The sequence below is a fragment of the Vibrio navarrensis genome, assembly GCF_015767675.1.
GTDB lineage: Bacteria > Pseudomonadota > Gammaproteobacteria > Enterobacterales > Vibrionaceae > Vibrio.
This window is the reverse complement of the sequence record NZ_CP065217.1, coordinates 928,491-944,440: the sequence shown is the minus strand read 5'-3', so window position 1 is coordinate 944,440 and position 15,950 is coordinate 928,491. Positions and strand designations below refer to the sequence as shown.

General features: G+C 47.9%; 11 protein-coding genes. 2 read left to right on the top strand and 9 right to left on the bottom strand.

Features of this window, described 5'->3' with window-relative positions; translation table 11 throughout:
* Positions 1-47 precede the first annotated feature (47 nt).
* From I3X05_RS04300 to znuA, 5 genes are all read right to left on the bottom strand, one after another.
* The gene (locus tag I3X05_RS04300) at positions 48-278 is read right to left on the bottom strand and encodes a FeoC-like transcriptional regulator (protein ID WP_045570998.1); all 231 of its coding nucleotides are present in this window, start codon (positions 276-278) and stop codon (positions 48-50) included.
* On the bottom strand, positions 275-2,548 hold the full coding sequence (feoB, locus tag I3X05_RS04295; RefSeq protein ID WP_337970972.1) for a Fe(2+) transporter permease subunit FeoB: 2,274 nt from the start codon (positions 2,546-2,548) through the stop codon (positions 275-277). Before feoB ends, I3X05_RS04300 begins: the two co-directional genes overlap by 4 nt.
* Complete coding sequence (locus I3X05_RS04290; protein ID WP_045571000.1) at positions 2,549-2,776, bottom strand: FeoA family protein; 228 nt, start codon at positions 2,774-2,776, stop codon at positions 2,549-2,551.
* A gap of 659 nt (positions 2,777-3,435) precedes the next feature.
* Positions 3,436-6,810, bottom strand: coding sequence for an AraC family transcriptional regulator (locus I3X05_RS04285; protein WP_337970971.1), 3,375 nt, complete (start codon positions 6,808-6,810; stop codon positions 3,436-3,438).
* Positions 6,811-6,986: 176 nt separating this feature from the next.
* Positions 6,987-7,859 carry a zinc ABC transporter substrate-binding protein ZnuA gene (gene znuA / locus I3X05_RS04280; protein ID WP_337970970.1) on the bottom strand — a complete coding sequence of 291 codons (873 nt, stop codon included), beginning with the start codon at positions 7,857-7,859 and terminating at the stop codon, positions 6,987-6,989.
* 80 nt (positions 7,860-7,939) lie between these two features.
* On the opposite strand from znuA, the gene znuC reads away from it, so the two are divergent.
* Positions 7,940-8,725 (top strand): zinc ABC transporter ATP-binding protein ZnuC, encoded by a 786-nt coding sequence (gene znuC, locus I3X05_RS04275; protein ID WP_045571002.1) that lies wholly within the window; start codon positions 7,940-7,942, stop codon positions 8,723-8,725.
* Positions 8,718-9,503, top strand: a complete 786-nt coding sequence (znuB, locus tag I3X05_RS04270; protein ID WP_193157644.1) for a zinc ABC transporter permease subunit ZnuB — start codon at positions 8,718-8,720, stop codon at positions 9,501-9,503. Before znuC ends, znuB begins: the two co-directional genes overlap by 8 nt.
* 75 nt (positions 9,504-9,578) lie before the next feature.
* On the opposite strand, the gene sucD is transcribed toward znuB, so the two are convergent.
* From sucD to sucA, 4 genes are all read right to left on the bottom strand, one after another.
* Positions 9,579-10,451: a succinate--CoA ligase subunit alpha gene (gene sucD / locus I3X05_RS04265; protein WP_337970969.1), complete on the bottom strand. Its 873-nt coding sequence runs from the start codon at positions 10,449-10,451 to the stop codon at positions 9,579-9,581.
* Positions 10,451-11,617, bottom strand: coding sequence for an ADP-forming succinate--CoA ligase subunit beta (gene sucC, locus I3X05_RS04260; protein WP_045571004.1), 1,167 nt, complete (start codon positions 11,615-11,617; stop codon positions 10,451-10,453). The genes sucD and sucC overlap by 1 nt, the downstream gene beginning before the upstream one ends.
* A gap of 191 nt (positions 11,618-11,808) precedes the next feature.
* Positions 11,809-13,017: a 2-oxoglutarate dehydrogenase complex dihydrolipoyllysine-residue succinyltransferase gene (gene odhB, locus I3X05_RS04255; RefSeq protein ID WP_045571005.1), complete on the bottom strand. Its 1,209-nt coding sequence runs from the start codon at positions 13,015-13,017 to the stop codon at positions 11,809-11,811.
* A 28-nt stretch (positions 13,018-13,045) separates the two neighbouring features.
* Positions 13,046-15,868: a 2-oxoglutarate dehydrogenase E1 component gene (gene sucA / locus I3X05_RS04250; RefSeq protein WP_045571006.1), complete on the bottom strand. Its 2,823-nt coding sequence runs from the start codon at positions 15,866-15,868 to the stop codon at positions 13,046-13,048.
* Between the last annotated feature and the right edge of the window lie 82 nt (positions 15,869-15,950).

Genomic DNA, 15,950 nt, shown 5'->3' with positions numbered 1-15,950 from the left:
GCAGGTATGAAAAAGAGCCGCTTCAGATGCGGCTCTTTTCTTTATGGTCACATTGTGACGGTGAGAGACAAGCCCTGTTGCTTTGTCACTGTGTAGCGCACACGAGTAACGTGATTCGCTTGGTTGGTATCAACTAAGCGACTTATCTTACCTTTCTTGATCCACACGTTAAGCATGGCATCAGCACCGTCATCACTCATGCCAAAGTGTTTGGCTAAATCACGACGAGAAACCATCCCTTGCGCGGCGATATACTGATACAGTTCATCTAAGATCACGCTAACGTTGCCTCTAAGCTGCGCTCTTTTTTACCCACTTGTCTCAGTAGCTGATAGGTCAAGACAAACAGTAGAATAATAGCGACCATCCATACCACACTACGCGCAGGGTGATCGGCTAAGTGAGCCGCTTGATAATAGAATGTCGCTCCACTATAGGCCAATCCCATCGTCCACAGGGCGATAAAGCGAGCATAAGGCGCACCAAACTCACGCACATAAGCCCCCATAGCCGCAACACAGGGCGTATAAAGCAAAATAAAGATCAGATAGGCAAACGCGGCGTGGCCAGAAGCGAACTTCGCTTTTAAATTACCAAAAATCGAGGCATCCACGGCTTGCTCTTCCGCAACTGCTGTTGAATCGGACAGATCGCCCACTTCAATCCCCAACGGGTCGGAAAAACTCAGGCCAGCTAAATTAGCTGGAATTGTCATCACCGCTTCTTTTAAACTGTCTGCCAAATCGTACTCTGCCGCTTCTTCCTCACCGGACGTGGTGTATAAGCTGTTCAACGTCCCCACCACAGCTTCTTTAGCAAAAATCCCCGTGATAATCCCTACAGTTGCAGGCCAGTTCTCTTGGGTAATGCCTATCGGTGCAAAAATTGGCGTGACTACCTGCGCCGCTTTCGACAACACGGAGTGTTCACTGTCCTGATTACCAAAACTGCCATCAGTGCCAAGCGAATTCAGAAAGCTGAGAATGGCGACTACCATAACGATGGTCTTCCCTGCACCCAATACAAAACGTTTTAGCTTTTGCCATGTTTTTAACAGCACGTTTTGCATCGTCGGGAATTCGTAGTCAGGCATTTCCATCAATAAACTGTCGCTACTGCCAGGATACAACGTCTTCTTCAAAAACAGCCCGGTAAAAATCGCCGCCACAATGCCAAGCAGGTACAAAGCAAAAACAACGTTCTGACCCGCGCCGGGAAAAAAGGCGGCAGCAAAAAGGGCATAAACGGGCAATCTAGCCCCGCAGGACATAAAAGGGGCCATTGATGCAGCCAGCTTTCGCTCACGTTCTTGATCTAAAGTGCGCGTTGCCATAATTGAAGGCACATTACAGCCAAAGCCCAACACCAGTGGTACAAAAGCCTTACCCGGCAAGCCAATTTTCTGCATCACTTTATCCAACACAAATGCGGCCCTTGCCATATAGCCGGAGCTCTCTAGCATCGCGAGAAAAAGGTACAAACAAGCAATCACTGGAATAAAGGTAGCAACCGTTTGTACGCCGCCACCAATGCCATCGGCTAAAATCGTCACTAGCCATACAGGTAAATGGTCATCAAGCAAGTGGTGGCCGCCATCAACCAGTAAAGCCCCTACACCGATGTCAAAGAAGTCAATAAAGGCACTGCCAATATTGATGGAGAACATGAACATCAAATACATGACAACAAAAAAGAAAGGGATGCCGATCCATTTGTTGAGGATGAACTGATCCAAGGTCTCGGTGGTGCTGCGACTTAACTTGCCCTCGGTACGACGCACACGCTTACAGATTTGATGCAAAAACGTATATCTCACATTGGCTACTTGCAAGTCGATATCAAGATCTAGATTACCTTTTTGCACCAAGACTTGATTTCGTTGACCTTCACTAAGACCATTTAGCACAAGAGTATCCGATTCCAGAGCACGAATCGCCAACGCGCGGTAAGCGACTTCAGCACTCGTAAACATCGGCTGTAAATTTTTGATCGCCGCTTCCATCTCGGTGCCGTAATCTAATGCAACGTCGTTTAGCGCTACCCCCTGTAACAAAAGTTTATGCAGTTTTTCTTTAAACTGGAGAACTTGTTTGCTATCGGTGGCAGACAGGGTGACCACAGGGCAACCTAACACTTTCTCCAGCTCATCGACGCTGAGTAGTTGTCGCTCTCTCTTCAGAGCATCCATTTTGTTCAGCACCACAATCATTGGTCGCCCAAGTTCACGTAGCTGCAACGTCATATAGAGACTACGTTCAAGACTTGTCGCATCCACAACATTGATAATCAGATCGGCGGGGTGTGTTAATACAGCTCGAGCGGCAATCGATTCATCAATACTGTTACTGTCATTACCGCTGTCGAGTGAATAAATACCGGGCAGATCCGTCAGAGAAAAATCATCTCCGGCGTGCATGTAACGACCAGTTTTTTTCTCAACGGTGACCCCCGCCCAGTTTCCCACTTGCTGTTTTGCACCTGTCAAACCATTGAACAACGTTGTTTTACCGCTATTCGGATTGCCAACGGTCAGAATTTGATACTGCATTTATTTGCTCTCCACTTCGATCTGCGCGGCAATGTTTTCCCTAACGGCGAGAGAAACACCACGAACTTCGACTTGCAGCGGGTCACCCATCGGTGCGCGGCGTATCAGTCTGATCTCGGTATCTGGCAATATCCCCATCACCATGAGTTTTTTCCTGACATCAGTTGAGAGAGAGAGGAAAGCGCACACGGTCGCACGCTGCCCCTGCGCTAATTCGGATAACTTCATGATGGGTACCTTAATCGGAAATTGAAATGAGAAGGATTATTATTAGTGGTGTAATTTTATCGTTCAATACCCATCGCTTTATTGCGTGAAATCAAAGTTTACATTTTTGAAGCCGTAACTTTCGTCAATTTACGCCTCGTCACTTTCGTCAAAATCACCATCCGTATTCAAACTTTAAATTGGCAATATTTTTACAATTCCGTAAAACAATGTAATAAATCGTTTATTTTCAAATGCTTAACAAAAAGGTAATTATAATGTCGTATTAGTCAGGTAATGATGGCGTTATTTTTATAAAGAAAATAAGTGAGTTCTCATATAGTGAACCCATCGAGAGCACGTTCTCTCAGAAATTCCAGAGGTGACGCGATTTACTCGTGTCACTCCGGCAGCAAGCGAAGGTGTCCTTGACACCCGTGGTATAGTCCCCCCGGCTATACCACGATATTTTTTTCTACTCTCGTCACTTCTCAAACACCCTCAATTCTTTACTGCACGCTTCTAACTACGCTTCATTAGTCGTCATTGAGTTCTGTAGGATATTGTTGCACCAGACCGCTGTTTCTCAACCCATTAACGTTCTGCCGCTAGTCTCAGCCAACAAACTAACCCTAAATCATTAGCATTAGCGAAAGTTGCCAAAAGTAGTGGTGCGTTGATTAATCTTGCTCTTGTTGGTGCGTTGCAAATTTTGAAGGGGATAATCCGAAATGTATTTTAAACCGTTGGCTAAAATAGGAAGGATCGTTAAAACCAGAAGAAAAGGCGACATCGGCAATTTTCTCGCCGGCAAGTAGGCTTTCACACGCACGCTCTAAACGTACTTCGGTAAGATAATCTTTAAACGTTCTTCCACTGGCTGACTTGAAGCGGCGCTGTAAACTTCGCTCCGAAACATACAACATCTTCGCTGCCATAGCAGTACCAAATTCCGCGTCTTGATAGTGTTCTGCAACCAGACTTTCTACTTTGTTTAGCCAGTCGAGTTCTGGCGTTGCTGGCGGCTTCATTTCTTCCATGCCAGGCAACAGCGGCGCGGGTAGGTAATCGAACTCGGGCGCTTTTAGCCAACAAAGATGCAATTTATTGCGGGCATCACCGATAAAGGCACTAAATTGACCACCGCTGGCTGCAACCAACGCAGGTACGTTTTCAATACTTAGGTCTATCTGAGTTTTACTTCCCACACTGCTGCTTAGAGCGTCACCAGATAAACTCAAAGGCAGCGCATTTCCGTAGTCAATAAATGACAACTCCGCATACTGCTCTGCTTCTCGCAGATGAATTTCCAACGTCTGTCCACGGTAGGTTCGCCGCACGACACTCGCGAGGATGCTATTCAAGATCACATCCAAATTGAAACAATCAACCGTGATTCTGACATTGGCTTGCGCTTGACTCATATCCACTGTGATACCCGCTTTTGTCAGATCGTCAAACCATACGGCCACCACAGAGTGTATAACTTGGCTTAAATTATACTGTTGAAGCGCGTTTTCCTCTGACCCGTTAGGGGAACTAAGCAATTCATCCAACTGCATGTGGATTTTGTTCAGATGATCACGACTATCTCCCTCCAACAAAACGTCAGACTGAGGAACAATGGCATTTAAGCTAGATTTCACCGATTTAGCTACGTGATCCACCAAGAGATTGCGTACTTGTATCTGTTTACGCAACTGTTGGTTACTGTTGAGTAGCACTCGGCTCTGATGCCGCAACTGATTGGTTTTCAAGGCAACTTGAGCCATTAACTCACGGTTGTGTGCCATTACATAGCGCGAACGCCAAACAAACAGCAGAACGACAAGCGCAAACGAAGAGAACGCAAACAGCAACCAGGCAACTTTGGTTAGATACCAAGGCTCTTCGACGACAAAATGAATCGATGCCCCAGGCATGTTCCCTTGTGCCGCTTTCACTTCTAGCTGATAAGAGCCTGGCGAGAGATGCTCAAAAGCGATTTGGCCAGCTTCTGTGGCTTGCCACTTATCTTGATTCAAACGGTAATAAAGTGACTGGTTATACGCAACGGGCATAACGCCAAGCATAAAACTGACCGAAGCACCATAGGGAATAAGATCAGGAACGGATTGATGATAGCCTGTAACCAGCACTTGATTATCGACCCGCATTTGGCTGATCACCGCCTGTACAGGGGGGAGTTTTGAAATCAACAGCTCTTGACGATTAACAAACAACAGCCCCTCTTTAGAGCCAAACAGCAGTTGTCCAAGAGCGCCCTCATTCAGCGCGCTCGACGCACACACACCTTGTAAAAACTCGTTACTTAGAACCCCGTTCGGTTCACCAAAATGCTTGACTAGCTCTCCGGCAAAATTGTAAAAACTCAATCCTACCGAACTTGACATCCAAACCCCTTCTTTATCTGGAATTAAACAAGCTGGCCTCACGTTCTCCTGTGGCAAAGGAAGTTCGATAAAAGTGTTATCACCTTTACGTTTACGATAGAGCCCATACGAACCTGCCAGCCAAAGGGTCTCGTCCATAGCACGGACTATATCAATGCTTTCGCCCAGCACAGAACTGCTACGATCAAAGCGAATTTTATTCTCCGCCAAAGTGTAAGCACCGTGGTCCGTGCGAACAACCAGACTATCTCCTGTATCGACTTCAAGACCGAGGACCTGTGCGGGTAAGTAAGTAGCTACTATCCATCTGTCGCCATAATCTTTTAGTTGTTGCGTAACCGCGTCTAAAGCAAACAAGCGATAGCCGCCGTTAAACCACACCGTGCCTTGCTGATCGATGGCAACATAGTCAACGGACCTACCCGCCAGTTCAGCAACTGCCTCATTTTGTCTAAGGCGTTGCTTGACAATATCGTAGATAAATACCCCTTTATCCGTTGCAATCCAAGCTTGCTGATGAGCAATAGCGAAGTCGTTGACTTTCCCCGGTAGATGGATAGGTATGAGCACGCGTTCTGAGTCCATACGATAAAGAGTTTGTCCATCTTGCAGCCACAGCCCCCCAGAAGAATCATACAGCGCTTTGTGGATGTATCCCGTCAATCGGCTCGCATTCCCAACTGAGAAAGGACTAAACCGTTCAAACTTACGACTAAATAAAGAGTGATAAAGCAAACCTGCATTGGTCGCGATCCAGATGCCACCGCTGCCATCATTCACCAGTGCGTAGATTTTCCTTTTTGCTAAGTCAATTCCTTGATGTGCAGAAGATTGGACTGGCGTAACTTGCCCATCCAGAAATGAATAGCTAAACAACCCATGTTCTGTTCCTACCCAATATTCTTGGCTCGTTTCGCTAATGGACAATACATGAGAGTCTCCAATCGTCACTTCTTGTTGTAACGGTTGGAAAATATTCACCAGCACAGCTCCACGCATAGTGCCCACTAACAACTCGCGGCGGGTATTGGAAAAATAGAGTTTCGAGACCGTATGCTTACCCGACGCTTTGATGTGGGTAAACTGCTTGTCTTGTGAGAGATAAGCCCCTGCGGTTGTGCCCAACACCCATTTACTGAGTACACGTTGCGCATCATTGATATAGACGTAACTACTATGATTGTTTTGATAAAGTGATAGCAGCGAGTAGGTATCAAGCAGGCCATTTTCTACGTTATAGGTGTAAAAATTAATCCCATCACTGACCCAAATATACTGGTCTGAACTGCCGATTTTGCGAATTTGCGTACCAGGACTGAGGCTAAACACTAAGGAGCGTTTACGATTTGGATAGGTTTGAAAGACTTCATTGTCAACAAAAGTCCAGAAACTCCCCTCATGAAAGGCGACCTGTTCAGCGTTGAACTCTAAAAGGCTACCTTTTTTGGGAAGCACCGTGTTGCCATCATAGAACTGAACCCGGCCATGCACATCATGGATCCACAGCCCACCTTCTTTCCCGATAAAAAGGTTTTTTGCAGCCACAAAGGTACCCTGCTCCTGTCCGGGCAGTGGATAGAAAATAACAGATTGGCCATTTTCAGCTTGTGCTACCCACGGCAGCACAAGCCCAAATAGTATGAGGGCCAGTATACGGAGCAAGAGAACATTCCTTTCATACGTCAGGTCATCAACCGGACACTCATCAGCAATGGTGTTATTTTGAGCTGATAATTATCTGGTATGATATATCAATTACGAGCTGATGAAAGGCTCATGGCGTCAACTTGCGCTATTTTTCTTGTTAGATCACGTAAACTGGTTCGGTAAAATCGTTATTATTGCTTAAGACATTGCAGATAATCGCCAGCCAAGCCGTTGAGAAAACGGAAGTAGCTGCCATTTTCAACGGTGTACTTGCTGCCAATCGGGTCTAGCACGCCTCGATTCACAGGACTGTTACCAATCACCGTATCCACTACGGCTGGCGTAAATTGCGGTTCAGCAAACACGCACTGCACATCCCCTTTTGCCAGTCGGTTGCGGATCTGGATCAAGGTTTTCGCGCCCGGCTTTCGCTCTGGACTTACGGTAAAATGGCCAAGGTTGTTCAACTGGTATCGAGACTCAAAATACCCATAAGCGTCGTGAAAAACAAAGTAACCGAGCTTCGAAACGTCGTTCAGTTGCTTTTTAAGTTGTACATCCGTACTGGACAACTGCGTAAGAAAACGAGTGAGATTGCGCTGGTAAATCTCTTGGTGGGCCGAATCCAATTCAACCAGTTTTGCACTGATTGTTTTGGCCGCGATAGTAACGACATCCACGCCTAACCAGAAGTGAGGATCATAGTTACCATGATTGTGTCCTTCATGACCGTGATCATCTTGATATTCACGCAGCGGAATATCCTTAATAGCGCCGATCGTGATCACCTGCGGATGGCTTTCCAGCAACTTTTCCATAAAAGGCTCTAAACCTGGGCCAAACCAAATCACCAAGTCAGCATGGCGGATTTTCTTCATATCAGAAGGACGCAACGCATAATCATGTGGAGAAGCATTGCTAGCGAGTAGTACATCCGGCTTATCGACATCAAGCATAAGTTCATGGACAATCATTTGGATGGGTTTAATACTGGTAAGAACCTCCACAGCCCCGGCCGTGGTTGGCAATAAAAGTAAGAATCCAGTTAAAAACGCGCGCATCATCGTTCCCCAGTAAGGCAGTAGCATTAAGTGTAGTAAAATGTTACTTTATAACACTCATCAATTGCAAATAAGTTCCATTCATGTCGGCGTTAGTCAGTCTAAAGAACCTGTGCGTAACTTTTGACGAAAAAGCAGTCCTAGATAATATCAACCTCGAATTGCATAAAGGTAAAATCACCACACTTATCGGTCCAAACGGTGCGGGTAAATCCACACTGGTCAAAGTTATCCTTGGTCTGGTCAAACCCAGTGATGGTAGCGTTACTCGCCAGGACAAGCTCAAAGTCGGTTACGTGCCACAGAAACTCAAACTCAATGATGCGCTCCCGCTAAAGGTAAAGCGCTTTCTCAATCTCTCAGGCAAATACAGTCCGCAAGAAACGCTTGAAGCGGTGAAACTGGTTGGCGCGGAGCATTTGCTAGAGAGTAATATGCACAAACTCTCTGGGGGCGAAACTCAGCGCATTTTGCTTGCTCGGGCCCTACTGCAACGGCCAGATCTGTTGGTGCTGGATGAACCTGCTCAGGGCGTCGACATTCAAGGGCAAATTGACCTGTATGAGCTCATTGAGAGTATTCGTCATCGCTTCCACTGTGCGGTCTTTATGGTGTCTCATGATCTTCATCTCGTGATGGCGAAAACTGACGACGTCATATGCTTGCAGCACCATATCTGTTGTTCAGGTTCGCCCGCAGATATTACCCAGCACCCCTCTTACATTGCGTTGTTTGGCAAAGCCACTCAGCAATCGCTGGCGTTTTATCACCATCAACACAATCATCACCACCATGATTTAGCGGGTCAACCCGTTTCCGGCGAGGCGACAAGCTGCGGTCATCATCATCACGGACATCATCATGATTGAATTTTTGTTGCCTTCGATTCTCGCCGGTATCGGTATCGCACTTATCGCCGGACCTCTTGGCTCGTTCGTTGTTTGGCGGAAAATGGCCTATTTTGGTGACACTCTAGCCCATGCATCCCTGATGGGATTAGCGCTCGGCTTTCTGCTCGATATCAATCTCTACTTAGCCTTAGTCGTCTGCTGTCTGACTTTAGCGGTCATTTTGGTCACTTTGCAAAAACAACAGTTGATTGCGTCAGATACCTTGCTTGGCATTCTCGCCCACAGCGCACTTTCCATCGGTTTAGTCGCGGTAAGCTTTTTAGATAATGTACGTGTGGACTTGATGAGCTATCTGTTTGGCGATCTTTTGGCGGTCTCCGCACAAGATTTGCTGTTCATTTACGCTGGCGTCGTGGCGATTTCCGCCGCCTTGTTTATTTTCTGGCGCCCGCTACTGTCAACGACGGTGAACGAAGAGTTAGCCGCAGTGGAAGGAGTCAACACCGATTTGATTCGTCTGGTACTGATGCTCATGGTCGGCATTGTCATCGCTGTCGGGATGAAGTTTGTCGGCGCTCTTATTATGACCTCTCTGCTGATTATCCCCGCCGCTACCGCCAGACGTTTTGCCTCTTCTCCTGAACAAATGGCGTTTACGGCTGCGTTTTTAGGCGTTATCTCGGTTTTGTCTGGCTTAACGCTTTCATGGCATTTCGATACACCTGCTGGACCATCTGTCGTCATCAGCGCAACAAGCTTGTTTGTGCTTTCACAGCTCGTACCACGCAACAGCTAAGTGTGCGACCACCACATTTATCAAGTAAAAATAAAGCCAGGCATGAGCCTGGCTTTACTCTATTGTTTGGTCAGATTACCAACCTGTTACTTCACGCAACGCTTTACCGATGTCAGCAAGGCTCTTGACTGTTTTCACCCCAGCCGATTCCAGTGCAGCGAATTTCTCGTCCGCTGTCCCTTTACCGCCAGAGATGATTGCGCCGGCGTGGCCCATACGTTTGCCTGGAGGCGCGGTCACACCTGCGATGTAAGACACCACCGGCTTAGTCACATTTTCTTTGATAAACGCAGCAGCATCTTCTTCTGCTGTACCACCGATCTCGCCAATCATGACGATCGCTTCAGTTTCTGGATCTTCTTGGAACAGTTTCAAGATATCGATAAAGTTTGAACCCGGGATTGGGTCGCCACCAATACCAACACAGGTAGACTGACCGAAGCCTTCGTCTGTGGTTTGTTTTACTGCTTCGTACGTCAGAGTACCGGAGCGAGAAACGATACCCACTTTGCCCTTCTTGTGAATGTGACCTGGCATGATGCCGATCTTACATTCATCAGGCGTAATCACACCCGGACAGTTAGGGCCAATCATGCGCACGCCAGTTTCTTCCAGCTTCACTTTCACGTCGACCATGTCGGTCGTCGGAATGCCTTCGGTGATCGTGACGATCAGTTGAATACCTGCATCGATCGCTTCGAGAATCGCATCTTTACAAAATGGTGCTGGAACGTAGATAACCGTTGCTGTCGCGCCCGTTGCTTCCACCGCTTCACGCACGGTATTGAAGACTGGCAGGCCTAGGTGAGTTTGGCCACCTTTACCTGGAGAAACACCACCAACCATTTGTGTGCCGTAAGCAATCGCTTGTTCGGAGTGGAATGTGCCTTGACCACCGGTGAAACCTTGACAGATTACTTTGGTGTCTTTGTTAATTAGTACAGACATTATTTGCCCTCCGCAGCAGCAACAACTTTCTGAGCTGCGTCGGTTAGCGACTCAGCTGCAATGATATCCAGACCAGACTCGGCAAGCACTTTACGACCTAGCTCAGCGTTGGTTCCTTCGAGACGAACAACCACAGGTACGTTAACACCGACTTCTTTTACGGCGCCGATGATACCTTCTGCGATCATGTCACAACGGACAATACCGCCGAAGATGTTAACCAATACCGCTTTCACGTTATCATCAGATAGGATGATCTTGAATGCTTCTGCAACGCGCTCTTTCGTTGCGCCGCCGCCGACATCTAGGAAGTTGGCAGGTTTGCCGCCGTGCAGGTTAACGATATCCATGGTGCCCATTGCTAGGCCAGCGCCGTTAACCATACAACCTACGTTGCCATCGAGTGCGACATAGTTCAGTTCCCACTGCGCCGCGTGCGCTTCACGAGCATCTTCCTGCGAAGGATCGTGCATTTCGCGCAGTTTTGGCTGACGGTACATCGCGTTTGAGTCGATGTTGATCTTGCCATCCAGACACAGCAGATTGCCTTCAGCAGTGATCACTAGCGGGTTGATTTCCAATAGTGCCAGGTCATACTGAGAGAACATCTGACCCAAACCCATGAAGATTTTCACGAACTGTTTGATCTGATCGCCCGTAAGGCCAAGTTTGAAAGCCAGTTCACGGCCTTGATATGCCTGAGGGCCTACCAGTGGATCGATAGCCGCTTTGTGGATCAGCTCTGGCGTTTCTTCCGCCACTTTCTCGATTTCCACACCACCTTCGGTAGATGCCATGAAAACGATACGACGCGTTGCACGGTCGACTACCGCGCCCAAGTACAGTTCGTTAGCGATGTTTGACGCTTCTTCAACAAGGATCTTGGTGACTGGCTGACCATTTGCATCGGTTTGATAAGTAACTAGGTTTTTACCTAGCCATTTTTGTGCAAACTCTTTCACACCATCTTTAGTATCGTGCAGTTCAACACCGCCCGCTTTACCGCGGCCACCAGCGTGAACCTGACATTTTACGACTTTCTTGGCTGTACTAATACGACCTGCAGCCTCAAACGCTTCTTGTGGGGTGTCACAAGCGTAGCCTTCCGGTACAGGCAAACCGAATTCTGCAAACAGCTGTTTGGCTTGATATTCATGCAAATTCATTGTGTTATTCCGTATGTTTATCCCTTATGGGATTTATTATTTCCATAAAGTGCAGCAACCGCTGCGCTATACGTACGTAGGGTGCTTCTCAAATAAGCCACAGATGACTCAAATGAAGGCCAGACGTTGAGCGAGTCTAGCCCTGAAAACTTTAGACGTCCAGCCATCTGTGACCGAACGTCTAATTTCGATTACACATCGAGCAGCAGACGTGCAGGAGCTTCCAGCAGCTCTTTCACTGTCACGAGGAAACCAACAGACTCGCGTCCGTCAATCAAACGGTGATCGTAAGAGAGTGCTAAATACATCATTGGCAAGATTTCAACCTTACCGTCAACCGCCATTGGACGATCTTGGATCTTGTGCATACCCAAAATGGCGGATTGTGGTGGGTTGATGATTGGGGTTGACATCAGTGAACCAAATACGCCACCGTTGGTGATAGTGAAGTTGCCGCCAATCAGCTCATCTACTGTCAATTTGCCATCGCGACCTTTGATAGCGAGCTCTTTGATGCCTTTTTCAACATCAGCAAAACCTAGCGTGTCACAATCTTTCAGTACTGGCGTAACCAAACCACGTGGTGTTGATACCGCCATGCTGATATCAAAGTAGTTGTGATACACAATGTCATCGCCATCGATCGAGGCGTTGATTTCCGGATAACGTTTCAACGCTTCAGTAACGGCTTTGACATAGAAAGACATGAAGCCGAGACGGATGCCATGACGTTTTTCGAACTGATCTCCGTACTGTTTACGAAGATCCATGATTGGCTTCATGTTCACTTCGTTAAACGTCGTCAGCATTGCTGTGCTGTTTTTCGCTTCAAGCAGACGATTTGCCACCGTTTTGCGTAGACGAGTCATCGGTACGCGTTTTTGACTGCGAGCCGCAGCTGGCGCAGCAACAACGGCAGGAGCCTCAGCTTTGACTGCCGCTTTCGCGTTAGCCAAATGCGCCTCGATATCTTCACGTGTAATACGGCCACCAACACCTGTGCCTTTCACTTGATGCGCTTCTAGGTTATGTTCAGCCAGCAAACGGCGGACAGCTGGACTCAATGCGTCATTGCTCTCTTCCGTTAGCGAAGCTTTGTGGCGCTTGTCTGGTGAAGCTACCGATTCTTCAGTCGTGTCTTTGGTTGGTTCGCCTGCCACTGCGCCGGGTTTTAGGCGCGCAAGAAGCTGCTTTGAAAGCACCGTAGCACCGTCGTCTTCTAGGATAGCCTCTAAAATACCCGCTTCTGGCGCAGGTACTTCTAAAACGACTTTGTCCGTTTCAATATCGACGAGAACTTCATCACGTTCTACTCTGTCGCCCGGTTTCTTGTGCCAAGTCGCTACGGTTGCGTCCGCGACTGATTCAGGTAAGTCTGGAACCAGAATTTCAATTGTCATGTCTGTTTCTTCCTTTCACTTCTAGTTCTTAATCCGAAGTTTTTGCATTCACGTTCAGAGCGTCTTCTATCAACGCTTTCTGTTGTTTCAAGTGCACCGACATGTAGCCTACTGCTGGTGAAGCAGAAGCCGGGCGGCCGGCGTATTTTAGATCTGCGCCAACTGGAATGGCCGCGCGGAAATTGTGTTGACTACAGTACCAAGCACCTTGGTTTTGAGGCTCTTCCTGACACCATACAAAGTCTTCAACATTGACGTATGGCGCAATGGCGTCCTTCACCTGATCGAGTGGGAACGGGTAAAGTTGCTCGATACGAACAATCGCCACATCCTCTTGCTCACTATTACGACGTTGTTCCAGTAGATCAAAATAGACTTTACCAGAACAGAAAACGACACGTTTGACCTTGGCAGGATCAAGGTTGTCAATTTCCGGAATCGCTGGCAAGAATGTACCGTTCGCCAGCTCATCCAGCGTTGATGTGCACAATGGGTGGCGTAGCAGCGACTTCGGCGACATCACAATCAGTGGGCGACGCATTGGGCGAACCACCTGACGACGAATCATGTGGTAAACCTGCGCAGGGGTTGATGGTACAACCACTTGCATGTTTTGTTCTGCACACAACTGAAGGTAGCGCTCCAAACGTGCAGAAGAGTGTTCAGGGCCTTGACCTTCATAGCCGTGTGGCAGCAACATCGTTAAGCCACACAAACGAGCCCACTTCTGCTCACCAGAAGAGATGAACTGGTCAATCACAACTTGAGCGCCGTTAGCGAAATCACCAAACTGCGCTTCCCAGATGGTCAGACCACCTGGTTCTGCCGTTGCATAACCGTATTCAAATGCCAGCACCGCTTCTTCCGACAACACAGAGTCAAGCACCTCGAATGGGCCTTGTTTGTCATGAATGTTTGCCAATGGGATATAGGTACTGGCGTCAGTTTGGTTGTGTAGTACAGAGTGACGATGGAAGAAGGTTCCACGGCCTGAATCTTGACCAGAAATACGAATACGTTTTCCATCGTCAAGCAAGGTCGCATAGGCAAGCGTCTCTGCCATCCCCCAGTCGAACTCTTTCTCCCCTTCAATCATCGCAACACGATCACTGTAGAGCTTGCTCACTCGACTGTGCAAAACGTGACTTTCTGGGTATTGGCATAGGCGTCGTCCTAGCTCGACTAAACGTTTTTTATCGAATACGTTTGCCCAAGGTGTTTCCCAGTCGTGCCCCAGATAAGGAGACCAGTCTACAGAATGTAGAGCCATTGGGCGCCATTCTTTGACCACCACTTCACCGTGGTCAAGCGCATCACGGTACTCATTGACCATTTGGGTTGCGGTTTCGATATCGCACTCGTTGCGATCAATCAGCACGTCGGCGTACAGCTTACGCGGTGTTGGATGCTTCTTGATCTTTTGGTACATCAGAGGCTGAGTGGCATTTGGCTCGTCAGCTTCGTTGTGACCATGACGGCGGTAACAAACAAGGTCAATCACGACATCGCGTTTAAATTCGTTGCGGTAATCTAAGGCAATACGCGTCACAAAAGCGACTGCTTCTGGATCATCGGCATTAACGTGGAAAATCGGTGCCTGTACCATCTTGGCAATATCGGTACAGTACATGGTGGAACGCGTATCACGTGGGTTTGAGGTCGTGAAACCGACTTGGTTATTCACAACCAAACGAACAGTACCGCCGACACAGTAACCACGGGCTTGAGACATGTTGAACGTCTCTGCCACGACACCTTGGCCTGCAATCGCCGAATCACCATGAATCGTGATAGGTAGGACTTTACTGCCATCTTCATCGCCAAGGCGATCCTGACGAGCACGTACCGACCCCACCACCACTGGGTTAACGATTTCCAAGTGGGACGGGTTAAATGCTAAGGCAAGGTGCACATCACCGCCGGGAGTAGCGAAATCTGCAGAGAAGCCTTGGTGATACTTCACATCACCCGTTCCCCAGCTTTCGCCGTGTTTACCGGCAAATTCGTCAAACAGATCTTGTGGCTTCTTACCCAAAACGTTAACCAGCATATTGAGACGGCCTCGGTGAGCCATACCAATTACCACTTCACGCATACCGCTTTTACCCGCATGACGAATCAACTCTTTCATCATTGGGATCATGGCGTCACCGCCTTCCAAAGAGAAACGTTTAGCACCGGGGAATTTTGCGCCAAGGTAGCGCTCGAGACCTTCTGCTGCGGTCAGCTCTTCCAGGAATGTAATTTTTTCTTCTTTTTCGAAGGAAGGCTGGCCGATAACAGACTCAAGACGTTGCTGAATCCAACGTTTTTGCTCTGTGTCGGTCATGTGCATGTATTCTGCACCAATCGAACCACAATAGGTTTTTTTCAGGGCATTAAAGATGTCTTTCAACTGCATAGTTTCTTGGCCAATGGCAAAAGAACCTACGTTAAAAGTCTCTTCGAAGTCATCTTGAGTGAGATTGTGGAATGCAGGATCAAGCTCCGCCACTTGAGGACGTTGCCACAACCCTAGGGGGTCTAACTGAGCTGCTTCATGGCCGCGGAAGCGGTAGGCATTTATCAGCTGTAGTACTTTTACTTGCTTAGCATCGACATCTGGATCACTGACCTGGACACTGTAATGCTTTGTTTCTTGAGCGAGTCGTCGGAAGTAGTCACGGACACGTGAGTGCGGCTGTTCAGCCACTTCTGAGTGCTTGGGCAACTCATCAAAAACACGTTTCCACTCCTCACTTACCAGATCGGGATCACTTAGATACAGTTCGTAGAGGTCCTCTACATACATTGCATTGGCGCCAGCCAAGTGTGAAGACTCGAGCCATGCCTTCATCACGCCGTTGTGCATATTTTCCCTTAACCAGTAGTTTTCACGTTTGCTTCGGTCTGCGCCGAGCTACTATAAGAGCCGGCTAAATCTGGTTAAGAGT

Excerpts from the sequence above, each read along its gene's own strand:
- feoB (WP_337970972.1), bottom strand. The coding sequence starts at position 2,548 with ATGCAGTATCAAATTCTGACCGTTGGCAATCCGAATAGCGGTAAAACA.
- sucD (WP_337970969.1), bottom strand. The coding sequence starts at position 10,451 with ATGTCTGTACTAATTAACAAAGACACCAAAGTAATCTGTCAAGGTTTC.
- odhB (WP_045571005.1), bottom strand. The coding sequence starts at position 13,017 with ATGACAATTGAAATTCTGGTTCCAGACTTACCTGAATCAGTCGCGGAC.
- sucC (WP_045571004.1), bottom strand. The coding sequence starts at position 11,617 with ATGAATTTGCATGAATATCAAGCCAAACAGCTGTTTGCAGAATTCGGT.
- znuA (WP_337970970.1), bottom strand. The coding sequence starts at position 7,859 with ATGATGCGCGCGTTTTTAACTGGATTCTTACTTTTATTGCCAACCACG.
- znuC (WP_045571002.1), top strand. The coding sequence starts at position 7,940 with ATGTCGGCGTTAGTCAGTCTAAAGAACCTGTGCGTAACTTTTGACGAA.
- sucA (WP_045571006.1), bottom strand. The coding sequence starts at position 15,868 with ATGCACAACGGCGTGATGAAGGCATGGCTCGAGTCTTCACACTTGGCT.
- I3X05_RS04290 (WP_045571000.1), bottom strand. The coding sequence starts at position 2,776 with ATGAAGTTATCCGAATTAGCGCAGGGGCAGCGTGCGACCGTGTGCGCT.
- znuB (WP_193157644.1), top strand. The coding sequence starts at position 8,718 with ATGATTGAATTTTTGTTGCCTTCGATTCTCGCCGGTATCGGTATCGCA.